The sequence below is a fragment of the Bacillus oleivorans genome (assembly GCF_900207585.1).
In the GTDB taxonomy this organism is placed as follows: domain Bacteria; phylum Bacillota; class Bacilli; order Bacillales; family JC228; genus Bacillus_BF; species Bacillus_BF oleivorans.
On the sequence record NZ_OAOP01000002.1, the window covers coordinates 67,972 to 82,521 of the forward strand.

The following is a 14,550-nucleotide window of genomic DNA, read 5'->3' on the forward strand; positions in this document are numbered from 1 at the left end:
CTTTTTTCATGGTTAGATCATGGGCGTTAGAAGATAAGACACACAAGTTATCCGTCAACACGCAAAATAGGATGCATGTTGCTTTGAAAACTGCTATCATTTTACATAAAGTACCTAATCATCCTCTCAAAAGGAGGGATATAATCGTGGATCGTTTACAAGAATTTTTTGCAAAAATCAAACACTCGCTTGGAAATACACTTGTCCGTGCCCTGTTATTTATCCTGCTCGGTATTGTCCTATACGCTGTTATGTTTAGCAATGTAAAACCTGAACAGCTTGACGTTTCTCTTTTTCAGACGGCTCCGCAGACGATCAGGGCACCCATACAGGTTGAAGATAAAGAGCTTACTGAAAAAAGAAAGGAAGAAGCTCGGTCACAAGTACAGGATGTATATGACTTAAAAACAGAGTACTCTGAAAACCAGGTTAATTTAATTAGAAGTATTTTTGAACTCGCTGAAGAAGTGAATGCAGAAATTGCCAAGGAAATGAAAGAGGCGGCTGAAACAGCAGAAGAAAAACAAGATACAGAAGGGACATCCTCTGGAGATACGAGTGCAGAACAGCCCAAAGTTGAAGAACCAACATTAGAAGAAAAAATAGAGCGGTATCGCGAAAAACTATCTGGCGATGTTTCTTCAGAACTTAATGATAGTGTTTTAGGCGCCTTGCTCCAGGCAACGCCAACTCAATTAAACAATACAAAAGACTTAACAATTACAGCTGTTAATCATGTAATGAGCAATCGGATTCCTGCGAATCAGGTAGAAAATGCAAAAAGAGAGGTAGAAGAGCAGCTTAAGTATGCGCCGCTGTCTCCGCCTTTAAAAGATGCTGCGATAGCACTTGGGCGCTATGGCGTGATTCAAAATGAAATTTTTAGTTTAGAAAAAACGGAAGAGCTAAAAAAACAAGCAGTCGAAGGTGTAGAACCTGTCAAAATTCTACAGGGTGAAGTAATCATTGAAGAAGGTGAGATGATTACTGCAGAAGTATACCGTCAGCTGGAGCTTGTCGGATTGCTGAACAATGAGGACCAAATTAGACCATTTATTGGGCTAGGTGCCCTAGTCATTATCTTGGTTGGAGGCTTAAGCTTATTTTTTAGAGAAAGCCATTCAGATGGAAAACACTCAGAACTGCTAATTTACAGTTTGATCTTTATCATCTCGCTTATATTTATGAAGCTTGTCAGCTTATTACAGCCAATTAATTCACAAAATATCGGTTACATATTTCCTGCTGCGATGAGCAGCATGCTTATCAAGATTTTAATTCATGACCGCTTAGCCATCATCAATACGATTTTACTCGCGATCGTTTCGACGATTATTTTTAATCGTGATGTTTCAGGTGCGATTAATTTTGATATCGGTGTCTATATATTGTTAAGCGGAATAGCCGGTATGTTATTTTTAACCGGCCACAATCAGCGTTCTAGAATTTTACGGTCTGGTTTATTAGTATCTTTATTAAATATGGTGGTCATTCTAAGCTTTTATCTTATTAAAAACAGTCCTTTTCCAAGCCTGGATTTTAGCTATGACGCGCTCATGGGGATTGCATCCGGTGTAACGGCATCCGTTTTTACAATTGGATTGCTGCCGTTTTTTGAAGCGGGTTTTAATATTTTATCGGGAATGAAGCTCATTGAACTATCTAACCCGAACCACCCATTAATAAAAAAAATATTAACAGAAGCACCTGGTACGTACCATCATAGTGTAATGGTTGCGAATCTTGCTGAATCAGCTTGTGAATCAATTGGGGCGAATGGTCTGTTAGCACGGGTTGCATGCTATTACCATGACATCGGAAAAACAAATCGGCCAAAATTCTTTATTGAGAATCAAATGAATATTGAGAATCCGCATAATCAAATTTCTCCAATTGCCAGCAAAAACATTATTATCTCCCATGTAACAGATGGAGTAAAGATGTTAAAAAAGGCAAAGCTACCTAAGGAAATCATTGATATTGCGGAACAGCATCACGGGACCACCTTGCTCAAATTTTTCTATCACAAAGCAGTAGAGAGCGGAGCAGATGTAAAAGAAGAAGAGTTCCGTTATCCGGGTCCGCGTCCTTCGTCTAAAGAAGCGGCTGTTATAAATATTGCAGATAGCGTTGAAGCCGCTGTCCGGTCTAAAAATAATCCAACTCCAGAAGAAATTAAGGAGATAGTGAACGGTATTATTCGGGACCGGCTTCAGGATGGCCAGTTAAATGATTGTAATATTACCCTAAAGGAACTTGATACTGTAGCACACGCATTATGTGAAACGTTAAATGGAATCTTTCATTCACGGATAGAGTATCCAGATATGAAAAAATTACAAAAGGGTGAAAATAAATGAATGTAGAAATTGATTTCTTAGACGAGACTAACTCTGTAACAGAGAAAGAAGAAAAACTGATAAGAGATTTAATAACTATTGGATTAAAAAAAGAGCAAGTAGAGGAAGATTGTGAAATCTCGATTACGTTTGTTTCTAATGATAAAATCCAAGAAATTAATAGAGAGTATAGAGGAAAGGATAAGCCAACCGATGTAATTTCATTTGCGCTTGAAGAAGGAGATGAGGAAGAGATCATCATGGGCGCCCCCGAAACAAGAGTATTAGGGGATATCATTATTTCGATAGAAAAAACGAAGGAACAGGCAGAAGAATACGGACATTCCTTTGAAAGAGAATTAGGCTTCTTAGCGGTCCACGGTTTACTTCATCTTCTTGGGTATGACCATGGTACTGAACAAGAAGAAAAGGAAATGTTTTCAAAACAAGAAAGCATATTGGAAGAGTATGGTCTCAAAAGATAGAAGGTTTCGAAACAGAACCTTTCTCAGCTCTTTTAAAGTCGCGATTTCTGGAATTCTTTTAGTCAGTAAACAAGAAAAGAATTTTCAGTTTCACCTTGTGTGTGCAGCAATTGCTATTATTTTTGGGTGTATCTTCTCTATTTCTTGGATCGAGTGGTTCTTTGTTTGTTCAGCCATTTTTGGAGTGCTTACGTTTGAACTGCTCAATTCAAGTATTGAGCGTGTGGTTGATTTAGTTACAGAGGATTATCATGATTTAGCAAAAGCGGCCAAGGATATGGCAAGTGGTGCGGTATTCCTCTTTGCCGTATATGCTGTCATTATTGGAATGATTGTATTTCTTCCCAAGATATGGAGCCTCTTGTTATATCACGAAATCCAGCTCATTTCATACACTATATTTGAAAACACGGGTGTATTCGGATAAAATTTGAATACGATACAAAATCGGAAAGGGAGACTAAGATCTTTGGAAATCCAGTCATTAATTGCAGAAGCAAATAAAGCAAGAGATAAAGCATATGTCCCTTATTCAAAATTTCAGGTAGGTGCAGCGCTTTTAGCGGACGATGGCACCGTCTACCACGGCTGTAATATTGAGAATGCGGCCTACAGTATGACAAATTGTGCTGAAAGAACCGCCATATTTAAAGCCTACTCTGAAGGTGTTAAACAGTTTAAAGCACTAGTTGTTGTGGCAGACACGAAAAGACCGGTTCCTCCATGCGGTGCGTGCCGTCAAGTTATCTCTGAACTATGCCCAAAAGATATGAAAATTTATTTAACAAACCTCCAAGGTGATGTAGCTGAACTAACGGTTGAAGAGCTGCTGCCAGGAGCATTTTCTCCGAGTGATTTAAATGACTGAAGGATATAAATCAGGTTTTATTTCTATTATTGGGAGACCCAATGTTGGAAAATCAACATTGTTAAACCGAATTATTGGGCAAAAGATAGCGATTATGAGTGATAAGCCACAAACAACCCGTAATAAAGTACAAGGTGTTTTGACATTAAATGATGCACAAATGATATTTATTGATACTCCAGGGATTCATGTTCCGAAACATAAGCTTGGAGATTTTATGATGAAAGTTGCAACGAACGCATTAAAAGAAGTAGATTTAGTTCTTTTCATGGTTAATGCAAAAGAGGGGTTCGGGAAAGGCGAACAAATGATTCTAGAAAAATTACAGGGTATTAATACGCCCGTTTTTCTAGTGGTCAATAAAATAGATCAGGTTCATCCAGATGAACTCTTAACCTTTATTGAAGGCTATCAGAAACGGTATGATTTTGCTGAGATTGTACCTGTTTCAGCTATAGAGGGCCAGAATGTCGAACGACTTCTTGACGTCATTAAAGTTACTCTTCCTGAAGGGCCGCAATATTACCCCGCCGATCAGGTGACCGATCATCCTGAGCGTTTTATTATTTCAGAATTAATAAGAGAAAAGGCACTTCATTTGACACGTGAAGAAGTTCCCCATTCTCTTGCCGTTACAATCGATAAAATTTCTAAAGATCCAGATAAGGATTTGATTCATGTAATGGCTACCATCGTCGTCGAAAGAGATTCGCAAAAGGGGATTATTATCGGAAAACGGGGATCCATGCTGAAGGAAATTGGACAAAGGGCCAGAGTTGATATTGAAAACCTTTTAGGCTCAAAAGTATTTTTAGAGCTTTGGGCAAAAGTACAAAAAGATTGGCGAAATAAAGCGCTTCACTTAAGAGATTTTGGATTTAGGGAAGACGAGTACTAAAGTTCTATGTTTTATTCGGAAAATTTTTAGTAAATATTTCGTCTTATTATTTGCGTGGTCTTGGTCAACCTATATAGTAAGCTAAAGGGAATTAAATAGCTAGTTCAATCCTAGAAAGGTGGGTATCAAATGTTAGAATTTACCTGGAAGGTATTTTCTGAAACTGGGAATATTGACACTTATCTTCTTTACAAAGAGTTGGAGCAACAATCCTTTCCTAAAAAGGAGGAGCAGGAACACGAGCTAGCAGAAATAGATTTCCCCATGATGTAGGTTTACCCCTTATATGATGTAGAGCCGGCCATAAGAGTCGGCTTGTTTTTATATGTAATCAAGCTTTTAAACAGAGGGGAATAGGATGTTTAATAAGGGAGAAGGAATTGTTTTAAAGACAACCGACTATGGAGAAACGAATAAGATTGTAACCCTCCTCACGAAAAATTGGGGAAAAATCGGTGTAATGGCGAGGGGTGCTAAAAAACCGAATAGTAAGCTTTCAAGCTGTTCGCAAATATTTACGATTGGCTCTTATTTATTTCAGCTCAATCGCGGGTTAGGAATGCTTCATCAAGGCGAAACGATTCAATCTATGAGGGGCTTGCGGGAAGATATTTACCTGACTGCATTTGCCGCCTACATTGTCGAATTAGCTGAGAAGGGCACAGATGAGAGAAAACCGATTCCAAAACTGTATGAACAGCTTGCTCTGTCATTACAGTATTTACAGGAGGCGTATGATCCTGATATTATTAAAACTATTTTTGAAATAAAAATGCTGCCGATCTTAGGATTAAAACCTGTCTTTCATGAGTGTGTTCATTGTAAAGCTAAGGAGGGAATATTCTCATTTTCTGTGAGGGAGAATGGTTTTCTCTGTCATCGCTGTTTTGAGATAGATCCTTATCGGATTCCGATTTCACCTTCGACCACAAGGCTTTTAAGCCAATTTGCAAGAATTAACCTTGAGCAAATTGGCTCGATTCAAGTAAAGGACCAGACGAAAAAGGAATTAGATGTAGTGATGGAACAATACTATGATACGTATTCGGGGCTATTTCTCAAGAGTAAAGGGGTTTTAAAACAAATTAAGCAAGTATGGAAGCCAGCTCAGGACTAGAAGTTGACAACGATAGCTGATTTCGTTACACTGTGAATTAAAATGAATATAGGCTGTGAAGGAAAGTAGTACTTAATGTTGCTATAAAAGCGAACCTAGGATGGTGTAAGCTAGGGTATAGACAGTTAGGGAAGGCGTTCTGGAGCTTTTGATTATATAAAAGAGGCCGGGTTTCGTTCAAATCTGGCAAATAGGGTGGAACCGCGGGTAAAGACCCGTCCCTATGCACATGTGCATAGAGACGGGTCTTTTGTTTGTTTTGGGCCTTTTCTATGGTAATGAATCGTTAGGGTATGCAGAAAAATATTTTAAATCTATAATTTTCGAAATTTGCGGAGGTGTTTGTAATGAATTTTCAAGACATGATTATTACGCTTCAGAAGCATTGGTCCGGGCAAGGATGTATTTTAATGCAAGCTTATGATGTAGAAAAAGGTGCTGGCACGATGAGTCCTTATACCTTCTTACGGGCTGTAGGTCCAGAACCATGGAATGTTGCTTATGTAGAACCTTCCAGACGACCGGCAGACGGCCGCTACGGGGAGAACCCGAATCGGCTATACCAGCATCATCAGTTTCAAGTGATTATGAAGCCTTCACCAGATAATATTCAAGAAATCTACTTAGAGTCCTTAAAAGCATTAGGGATTGATCCGTTAGAACATGATATTCGTTTCGTAGAAGATAACTGGGAAAACCCATCACTTGGTTGTGCTGGACTCGGTTGGGAGGTATGGCTTGATGGGATGGAAATTACCCAATTCACCTACTTCCAGCAGGTAGGGGGGTTAGAATGCAGTCCTGTGTCAGTGGAAATTACCTATGGTCTTGAACGGTTAGCCTCCTATATTCAAGAGAAGGATAATGTGTTTGAACTGGAATGGACCGATGGTTTCACCTATCGGGATATCTTTGGCCAGCCAGAATATGAGCATTCAAAATATACCTTTGAAACATCTAATCAAGACATGTTATTTTCTCTGTTCGAAACCTTTGAACAAGAAGCTCACAAGCAAATGGAAGAGGGACTGGTGCACCCTGCTTATGACTATATTTTAAAGTGCTCTCACGTGTTTAACCTTTTAGATGCACGAGGAGCGATTTCAGTTACAGAACGTACAGGTTATATAGGCAGAATGAGACATCTTGCCCGTAAAGTAGCGAAAACCTATTTTGAAGAGAGAGAAAAGCTAGGATTCCCAATCCTAAAGAATCAGGAGGTGGATAGTAAATGAGTAATGTGTTAATTGAAATCGGATTAGAAGAAATGCCTGCTAAAATGGTAAGAGGTGCGATGAATCAGTTCAAAGAAAAAACGGAGAACTGGCTGAAGGAAAATCGAATCGACTTTGCAAAAGTAGTTCCTTTTTCAACACCAAGACGTTTAGCAGTCCGGATTGAGGATGTTTCCGATTCACAATCAGATATCGTGGAAGAAGCAAAGGGACCTGCAAAACATATTGCTTTAGACAATGAAGGAACCTGGTCGAAAGCGGCGATTGGATTTTCCAAGGGCCAAGGAAAATCGGTCGATGATATTTATTTTAAAGAAGTAAATGGAGTGGAATATTGTTTTGTAAAAGTTGAGCAAAAAGGATTAAAAACAGCTGAATTGCTTCCGTCAATTCAAACAGTTATCACTTCGTTAACCTTCCCAAAAAATATGAAATGGGGAAGCTATGATTTTAAATTCGTTCGCCCGATTAAGTGGATTCTTGCATTATTTGGGACAGAGGTAATTCCATTTACAATTACCGATGTAAATACTGGGCGATTGACAAGAGGCCACCGTTTTCTTGGGGAAGAAGTAGAAATTGAACAGCCTGAGGAATATGAGCAAAAGCTTTTATCACAATACGTATTAGTCAACTATGATGAGCGGAAGGAAGCTATCAGACAGCAATTAGTAAAACTGGCTGAAGCAGAGGGCTGGATCATACCAATTGATGAGGAACTTTTAGAAGAGGTCACAAATCTTGTCGAGTACCCAACTGTCTTATTTGGCCAATTTGATCCAGAATTTTTATCTCTGCCGTCTGAAGTTCTAATTACTTCTATGAAAGAGCATCAGCGTTACTTTCCTGTAAAGGATCCATCCGGTACCTTACTTCCATATTTCGTAACCGTTCGAAATGGGGATCACCGTCATATTGAGAAGGTAGCAAAAGGAAATGAGAAAGTTCTATCCGCAAGACTTTCAGATGCCAACTTTTTCTTTAAAGAAGATCAAAAGCTCTCAATTGATGAGTGGAATAGCAAATTAGAGAAAATTGTATATCAGGAACAAATTGGGACATATGCTGAAAAGGTAAAACGAATAGTATCTTTTTCAACGCAGCTAACTGATAAGTTAGGACTTGAACCAGAACAGAAGGAAGTGGTCTTAAGAGCAGCCCAAATTTGTAAGTATGATCTAGTTACTCATATGGTATATGAATTTCCAGAGCTGCAAGGCTATATGGGAGAAAAATATGCTCGATTAAAAAATGAGAACGAAGATGTAGCCAAGGCAATTTATGAACACTATATGCCTCGTCATTCAGACGACTCTGCTCCTCGTACTGTAGCAGGTTCTATCGTTAGTATCACTGACAAAATCGATACAATTGTTTCCTGCTTTGCGATAGGGCTTATCCCGACAGGTTCTCAGGATCCATATGGATTAAGACGGCAAGCATGGGGAGTTGTGGTAACTCTTTTAGAAAGAAATTGGTCATTTTCACTTAAGGATCTAGTGACAAAAGCATTTGAAAATGTTCAGGCTAGCGGAGTACCAATAAAAGAGAAAAATACAGTCCAGGAAGTATTGCATTTCTTTGCACAGCGGATCAAATTTATTTTACAGGAACAAGGCGTTCGCTATGACGTTGTGGACGCGGTTCTATCAGAAGCAAACGCGGACGTTTCTACATTGGTTGACAGAGCCCGGATATTAAATGAAAGACGGGAAAACGAGGACTTTAAAGAAATCATTGAAAGCTTATCAAGAGTCATTAATATCGCTAAAAAAGCAGAGCTTGACCAAGAAGTTGATTCATCCCTATTTGAGAATGAGTATGAAAAAGCATTGTTAGAAGCCTATACCGGAATTAAGAATGAGTGGACAAATTTATCCTCCGAAGAGGAACGGTTTAACCGATTAGCCCAATTGAAGCAGACGATTGATCCATATTTTGATCACACGATGGTTATGAGCACAGATGAAAAAATAAAGGCCAATCGCTTAGCTCTTATGAAAAAAATAAGTGATCTCATTCTTCAATTTGCAAATGTTAATTTACTTCAAGTTAAACAGACGTTATAGATCTTTACTTGAAGTAAGATACTTTTCAAAAAGGTTTCATGATATATAATAATTGTATAGGGTAAGATGCTATCCCGGCTTAAGTCGGGATCAGCATGTTTTAATGGTTATTTATATTAATAGATTAGGTTGGTGCTATACCAATCTTTATAAGTGGAACCTTTTTAGAGTCAGGTGGTGAGGACGATCGAACTAAATAAAAGGCAAGAACAAATCGTACAAATCGTAAAAGAACAAGGACCTATCACAGGTGAGCAAATTGCTGAACAGTTAAACTTAACCCGTGCTACATTAAGACCGGACCTTGCTATTTTAACGATGGCGGGCTTCCTTGATGCACGCCCAAGAGTAGGTTATTTTTATACGGGAAAATCAAGTAACCAGCTGCTTTCAGATCATATTAATAAGCTCTTGGTAAAGGACCATCAATCGATTCCCGTTGTAGTCAATGAAAATGTTTCTGTTTACGATGCAATCACTGCCATGTTTTTAGAGGATGTTGGAACCTTGTTCGTCGTAAATGATAAATCGATTTTAACGGGCGTCCTCTCCAGAAAGGATCTGCTTAGGGCAAGTATCGGCAAGCAGGATTTAAATCAGCTGCCTGTTCATATTATTATGACAAGAATGCCTAATATTACTTGGTGTGAAAAGGAAGATACGCTCCGCGATGTAGCGTACCGGTTAATAGAAAGGCAAATTGATGCCCTCCCTGTTGTTAAAAAAACCGAAAATGGGTTTGAGGTGATTGGGAGAATCACGAAAACAAATATCACGAAGGCATTTGTTACATTAAGCAGGGATGATGACAGATAGGGGGGAAACGGATGCAAATACCAGTAATCTATATCGTATCAGATTCTGTTGGAGAAACTGCTGAACTGGTTACAAAGGCAGCTATTAGTCAATTTAACGGATCTGGTTCTGTTTTAAAAAGGGTTCCTTATGTAGAAGATGAAACAACGATCGATGAAGTAATCCAGCTGGCAAAAATCAATAATGGAATGATTGTGTTTACCCTTGTAAAGCCTGAAATGAGGACGTATATGAAGGCATCCGCAGATAATGAAGGGATATTTGCATTTGATGTAATTGGTCCGCTGATGGATCACTTTCATAAACAATATGGGAAAACACCGTTATTTGAGCCAGGCTTAGTTCGGAAGTTAGATGATGATTACTTTAAGAAAGTTGAAGCGATTGAATTTGCTGTTCAATACGATGATGGCAGGGATCCTAGAGGACTATTAAAGGCAGATATTGTGTTGATTGGAGTATCCCGAACTTCGAAAACACCACTCTCTCAATATTTAGCCCATAAACGTTTAAAGGTAGCAAACGTACCGCTTGTTCCGGAAATTGATCCTCCTGATGAGCTGTACCAGGTGGAAAAGGACCGATGCTTTGGGTTAAAAATCAGTCCGGAAAAATTAAATCAAATCAGAAGAGAAAGATTAAAAACATTGGGCTTAAATGACCAGGCAAGCTATGCAAATTTAGACAGAATTAAAAGTGAGCTTGACCATTTTAATAAGGTAGTTGAAAGAATAGGATGTCCCATTATAGATGTAACGAATAAAGCAGTTGAGGAAACCGCCAATATTATTATGAATCAGATTCAGCAAAAAAGACTATAAAAGGAAGAGGTCGTCTGTTTAGACGGTCTTTTGCTTTTGTATAGGGAATAATGCCAACAGGTCAAATTTACTATTTTAAAGAGTAAAAAATAATGGAAATACCTATTTTAATGTACTATAATAAAAAATTGTGATAAAAAAACCTTATAGCAGGTTTAAGGTCAAGCAAGAAAGAATAAACTTATTACTGGTGGATGTCAAGGGGAAACCGTATAAAAAATTCGACAAAACCCCGGAGTTTTGTATAGAAAAGGTGAGTAAAAGAAGGATAATGGGACGTGACGTAGAATGTATTCCTTACCTGGAAAAACCGATTGTTCTTGTTGATGCGGATGCTTGTCCAGTAAAAAATGAAATTCGACAGATTTCAAGGCAATATGGAATCCCGGTTAAATTTATTGCATCATATGCCCATTATCATCAAAATGATGATGTAAATGAGTGGAAGTTTGTTGACCCGGACAAAGAATCAGCTGATTTGTACATCGTCAATCACTCACAAAAAGGTGACTGTGTTGTTACACAGGATATGGGGTTAGCAGCCTCTATTGTTCCAAAAGGGGTTCATGCAATTACCCCTCGCGGGAAGGTAATTAACGATAAGGACCTAGATTCAATCTTGTTTTTTCGATATGCATCCATTAAAGCAAGAAGAGGTGGTGAAAGAACAAGAGGTCCAAAAAAATTCACAGAACAAGACAGGCAAAAGTTCTGTAAAGAATTTGAGCAGATTTTGTCGAAGCTTGCAGGAATTTGAATTTTTTTATCGAATTATAGTTTATGAAAATGCATTACATCATTTATATAAAAAAGAGGCAGTTGATGATCATGTCTGAACGATTATCGGACGAATTAATAGATGAAATTAGGGCCTCGGCAGACATAGTTGATGTAATAAGTGAATATGTCCAACTAAAGAAAAAAGGACGAAACTACTTCGGTCTTTGTCCATTTCACGGGGAAAATACCCCCTCTTTTTCTGTTGCCCCAGATAAACAAATTTTCCATTGTTTTGGGTGTGGAGCAGGGGGAAATGTGTTTTCTTTTTTAATGGATATAGATGGTTTGTCTTTTATAGAAGCTGTTCAAAAAATTGCGGAACGAACAGGAAAAGACATTCCGGCTCTATCTGTCCAAACCGATCACGCAAGTCCGAAAACTGAAAAAGAAAAACAGCTTTTTGATTTACATGAGTTATTAAATAAATTTTACCATCATTTACTGGTAAATACAAAAGAAGGTCAAAAAGCCTATCTTTACTTAGAAAACCGAGGGATATCCAAAGATGCGATTGACACCTTCCAAATCGGCTATGCTCCCGGGTCCTGGGACTTTGTTAAAAACTACCTAGAGAAGAAAGGATTCTCTCATTCCATTATTGAAGAATCCGGAATCATCGTTAAAAGTACACAAGGTGATCGGACTTTTGACAGGTTCAGGAATAGAATCATGTTTCCGATTCATGATCACAGCGGAAATACAGTTGCTTTTTCCGGAAGAGTCATGGAGACAGACGGAAATGAACCTAAATTTTTGAATTCACCAGAGACCCCTATCTTTAAAAAAGGAAATATATTTTATAATTTTCACCGGGCAAGACCAGAAATCCGCAAAAAGGATGCCTGTATCCTGTTCGAGGGTTATGCCGATGTTATTTCAGCATTCCATGCCGGAATTAAACATGGAATCGCCACAATGGGCACCTCATTATCGGATGAACACATAAAAATTTTAAAAAGAAATGTTTCGACAGCTGTGTTATGTTTTGACTCAGATGATGCCGGGGTTGAGGCAACCTATCGGGCTGGAAGGCTGTTAGAGGCAAATGGAATCACTGTCTTAGCGGCAAGTATTCCAAATCAGTTAGACCCTGATGAATTCATTCGTCAATATGGCGGTGAAAGGTTTCAGACAGAAGTGGTAGACCGAAGCCAGACCTTCATGTCGTTTAAGCTTTCCTATTTACGGAGAGGGAAAAATCTCATGAATGAAGGAGAAAGGCTTCTCTATATAGAAGAAGTACTAAAAGAAATTTCAAAGCAAAGCAGTGCAATTGAGAAGGACCACTATTTAAGGCAGCTGGCTAATGAATTTTCATTATCATTAGAGGCATTAAAGGAACAAGAAAAACAATATTCGATTCAACAAGATAAAAGTCTTCGCAAGCAACAAAAAGTGATGCCCCAACAAATTTCTACTTTTAGCAAAAAGGAAAAAAAGTTGGCACCTGCTTATGTAACTGCTGAAAAAATGCTCTTATCCCACATGCTGCAAAATGACCAGTTAGTATGGGAGATCCAGAAGCTTCTTCAGAATCAAACATTTAATATAGATGAACATCAAGCTATTTTTACCTATCTTGCTGCATACTATGAAGAAGGGAACTCACCTGATGTCAGTCAATTTTTGGATTTTATAAAAGACCAATCCATAAAAAGGTTGGTAACTGAGATCAGCTTGATTCAAATCCAAGAAGAACTGACAGAACCAGAACTGAATGATTATATTATGCAGGTGTTAAAGCAAAAAAAATTGCTAATGATAAAAGAAAAAGAGCGAGAAGAAAGGGAAGCAGAAAGCAGTAAGGATTATGTGAAGGCTGCCAGGATTGCAATGGAAATATTGCAGCTGCGCAAAACGTTATAGGATTTTGTTCTTTGAGTTGGAAGGAGGGGCCGCATTGGCTGAAAAATCAGCGCGTTCCAGAGAAGAAGTTGAAAATGAGGTAACACTTGAACAAGCAAAAGACCACCTAATAGAAGTAGGTAAAAAAAGAGGGCACCTTACTTATGAGGAGATAGCAGATAAATTATCTTCCTTTGAAGTCGATTCCGAGCAATTAGACGAATTTTATGAAACCTTAGGAGATCAGGGTGTAGATTTGTTAGGGGATCATGATGAGGCTGCAGATACAAGTCCAGATGATGAGCCAAAAGAGGATGAAGAGGTATTTGACTTAAATGATTTAAGTGTTCCGCCTGGTGTAAAAATAAATGACCCTGTCCGAATGTACCTCAAAGAGATTGGTCGAGTCGATCTTCTTTCAGCAGATGAAGAAATTGAACTTGCCGAAAGAATTGAACAAGGTGACGAAGAAGCGAAAAGACGCCTTGCAGAAGCAAACTTGCGGTTAGTGGTAAGTATAGCCAAGAGATATGTTGGCCGAGGTATGTTATTCCTGGATTTAATTCAAGAAGGTAATATGGGTCTTATTAAAGCGGTTGAGAAATTTGATTATCGGAAAGGTTTCAAATTTAGTACGTATGCTACCTGGTGGATTCGTCAGGCTATTACTCGTGCAATCGCAGACCAGGCCAGAACAATCCGTATTCCTGTTCACATGGTGGAAACGATCAATAAATTAATTCGTGTCCAAAGACAGCTATTACAGGATTTAGGCCGCGAACCAACTCCGGAAGAGATTGCAGAGGATATGGATCTGACTCCTGATAAAGTTAGAGAAATATTGAAAATCGCCCAAGAACCAGTTTCATTGGAAACGCCTATTGGCGAAGAGGATGATTCACATCTTGGTGATTTTATCGAGGACCAGGAAGCTACATCACCTTCTGAGCATGCTGCTTACGAATTATTGAAAGAGCAGCTTGAGGACGTTCTCGATACATTAACAGATCGTGAAGAAAACGTATTAAGGCTACGCTTTGGACTAGATGACGGACGCACGAGAACACTTGAAGAAGTTGGAAAGGTCTTTGGTGTAACACGTGAGCGGATTCGCCAAATTGAAGCAAAAGCATTGAGAAAACTTCGCCATCCGAGCCGAAGCAAAAGACTTAAAGATTTTCTGGAATAAACTTACTCAGTCTATTGAGTAAGTTTTTTTTTGCCTAAAAAACCAGTTATTCGTATAAAGATCATGGTTTTTCGTTCATTTCTTACTT

General features: G+C 38.6%; 14 protein-coding genes and 1 other annotated feature. All 14 genes read left to right on the plus strand.

The genetic code is table 11. The annotated features are described in order from the left end of the window. The first annotated feature begins 146 nt into the window (after positions 1-146). The 14 genes from CRO56_RS03795 (at position 147) to rpoD (ending at position 14,462) form a co-directional block, all read left to right on the plus strand. A complete protein-coding gene (locus CRO56_RS03795) occupies positions 147-2,360 on the plus strand; it encodes an HD family phosphohydrolase (protein WP_097157288.1) in 2,214 nt (737 codons plus the stop codon). Then, positions 2,357-2,824 carry an rRNA maturation RNase YbeY gene (gene ybeY, locus CRO56_RS03800; RefSeq protein ID WP_097157289.1) on the plus strand — a complete coding sequence of 156 codons (468 nt, stop codon included), beginning with the start codon at positions 2,357-2,359 and terminating at the stop codon, positions 2,822-2,824. Before CRO56_RS03795 ends, ybeY begins: the two co-directional genes overlap by 4 nt. Continuing rightward, positions 2,808-3,251 (plus strand): diacylglycerol kinase, encoded by a 444-nt coding sequence (locus CRO56_RS03805; protein ID WP_097157290.1) that lies wholly within the window; start codon positions 2,808-2,810, stop codon positions 3,249-3,251. Before ybeY ends, CRO56_RS03805 begins: the two co-directional genes overlap by 17 nt. A gap of 42 nt (positions 3,252-3,293) precedes the next feature. Next, complete coding sequence (locus CRO56_RS03810; RefSeq protein WP_097157291.1) at positions 3,294-3,692, plus strand: cytidine deaminase; 399 nt, start codon at positions 3,294-3,296, stop codon at positions 3,690-3,692. Further along, entirely contained in the window at positions 3,685-4,590 is a 906-nt protein-coding gene (gene era / locus CRO56_RS03815) for a GTPase Era (RefSeq protein ID WP_097157292.1), read from the plus strand. Before CRO56_RS03810 ends, era begins: the two co-directional genes overlap by 8 nt. A 129-nt stretch (positions 4,591-4,719) precedes the next feature. Then, on the plus strand, positions 4,720-4,863 hold the full coding sequence (locus tag CRO56_RS03820) for a YqzL family protein (RefSeq protein ID WP_097157293.1): 144 nt from the start codon (positions 4,720-4,722) through the stop codon (positions 4,861-4,863). An 85-nt stretch (positions 4,864-4,948) separates the two neighbouring features. Further along, entirely contained in the window at positions 4,949-5,707 is a 759-nt protein-coding gene (recO, locus tag CRO56_RS03825; RefSeq protein WP_097157294.1) for a DNA repair protein RecO, read from the plus strand. A gap of 46 nt (positions 5,708-5,753) precedes the next feature. Continuing rightward, positions 5,754-5,933: a binding site (T-box leader), on the plus strand. 121 nt (positions 5,934-6,054) lie between these two features. Continuing rightward, positions 6,055-6,942 carry a glycine--tRNA ligase subunit alpha gene (gene glyQ / locus CRO56_RS03830; RefSeq protein WP_097157295.1) on the plus strand — a complete coding sequence of 296 codons (888 nt, stop codon included), beginning with the start codon at positions 6,055-6,057 and terminating at the stop codon, positions 6,940-6,942. Beyond that, positions 6,939-9,011 (plus strand): glycine--tRNA ligase subunit beta, encoded by a 2,073-nt coding sequence (gene glyS / locus CRO56_RS03835; RefSeq protein WP_097157296.1) that lies wholly within the window; start codon positions 6,939-6,941, stop codon positions 9,009-9,011. The genes glyQ and glyS overlap by 4 nt, the downstream gene beginning before the upstream one ends. A gap of 174 nt (positions 9,012-9,185) precedes the next feature. Then, entirely contained in the window at positions 9,186-9,827 is a 642-nt protein-coding gene (ccpN, locus tag CRO56_RS03840; protein ID WP_097157297.1) for a transcriptional regulator CcpN, read from the plus strand. An 11-nt stretch (positions 9,828-9,838) separates the two neighbouring features. After that, positions 9,839-10,648 (plus strand): pyruvate, water dikinase regulatory protein, encoded by an 810-nt coding sequence (locus CRO56_RS03845; RefSeq protein WP_097157298.1) that lies wholly within the window; start codon positions 9,839-9,841, stop codon positions 10,646-10,648. A gap of 271 nt (positions 10,649-10,919) precedes the next feature. Further along, entirely contained in the window at positions 10,920-11,405 is a 486-nt protein-coding gene (locus tag CRO56_RS03850; RefSeq protein ID WP_097157299.1) for a YaiI/YqxD family protein, read from the plus strand. Positions 11,406-11,470: 65 nt separating this feature from the next. Further along, a complete protein-coding gene (gene dnaG / locus CRO56_RS03855; RefSeq protein WP_342745868.1) occupies positions 11,471-13,294 on the plus strand; it encodes a DNA primase in 1,824 nt (607 codons plus the stop codon). 34 nt (positions 13,295-13,328) lie between these two features. Continuing rightward, entirely contained in the window at positions 13,329-14,462 is a 1,134-nt protein-coding gene (gene rpoD, locus CRO56_RS03860; RefSeq protein WP_097157300.1) for an RNA polymerase sigma factor RpoD, read from the plus strand. Positions 14,463-14,550 lie beyond the last annotated feature (88 nt).

What these genes read in the sequence shown, in the direction of transcription:
- ybeY (WP_097157289.1), top strand. Translation starts at nt 2,357, where the DNA reads ATGAATGTAGAAATTGATTTCTTAGACGAGACTAACTCTGTAACAGAG.
- CRO56_RS03805 (WP_097157290.1), top strand. Translation starts at nt 2,808, where the DNA reads ATGGTCTCAAAAGATAGAAGGTTTCGAAACAGAACCTTTCTCAGCTCT.
- era (WP_097157292.1), top strand. Translation starts at nt 3,685, where the DNA reads ATGACTGAAGGATATAAATCAGGTTTTATTTCTATTATTGGGAGACCC.
- CRO56_RS03820 (WP_097157293.1), top strand. Translation starts at nt 4,720, where the DNA reads ATGTTAGAATTTACCTGGAAGGTATTTTCTGAAACTGGGAATATTGAC.
- recO (WP_097157294.1), top strand. Translation starts at nt 4,949, where the DNA reads ATGTTTAATAAGGGAGAAGGAATTGTTTTAAAGACAACCGACTATGGA.
- glyQ (WP_097157295.1), top strand. Translation starts at nt 6,055, where the DNA reads ATGAATTTTCAAGACATGATTATTACGCTTCAGAAGCATTGGTCCGGG.
- glyS (WP_097157296.1), top strand. Translation starts at nt 6,939, where the DNA reads ATGAGTAATGTGTTAATTGAAATCGGATTAGAAGAAATGCCTGCTAAA.
- CRO56_RS03845 (WP_097157298.1), top strand. Translation starts at nt 9,839, where the DNA reads ATGCAAATACCAGTAATCTATATCGTATCAGATTCTGTTGGAGAAACT.
- CRO56_RS03850 (WP_097157299.1), top strand. Translation starts at nt 10,920, where the DNA reads ATGGGACGTGACGTAGAATGTATTCCTTACCTGGAAAAACCGATTGTT.
- dnaG (WP_342745868.1), top strand. Translation starts at nt 11,471, where the DNA reads ATGATCATGTCTGAACGATTATCGGACGAATTAATAGATGAAATTAGG.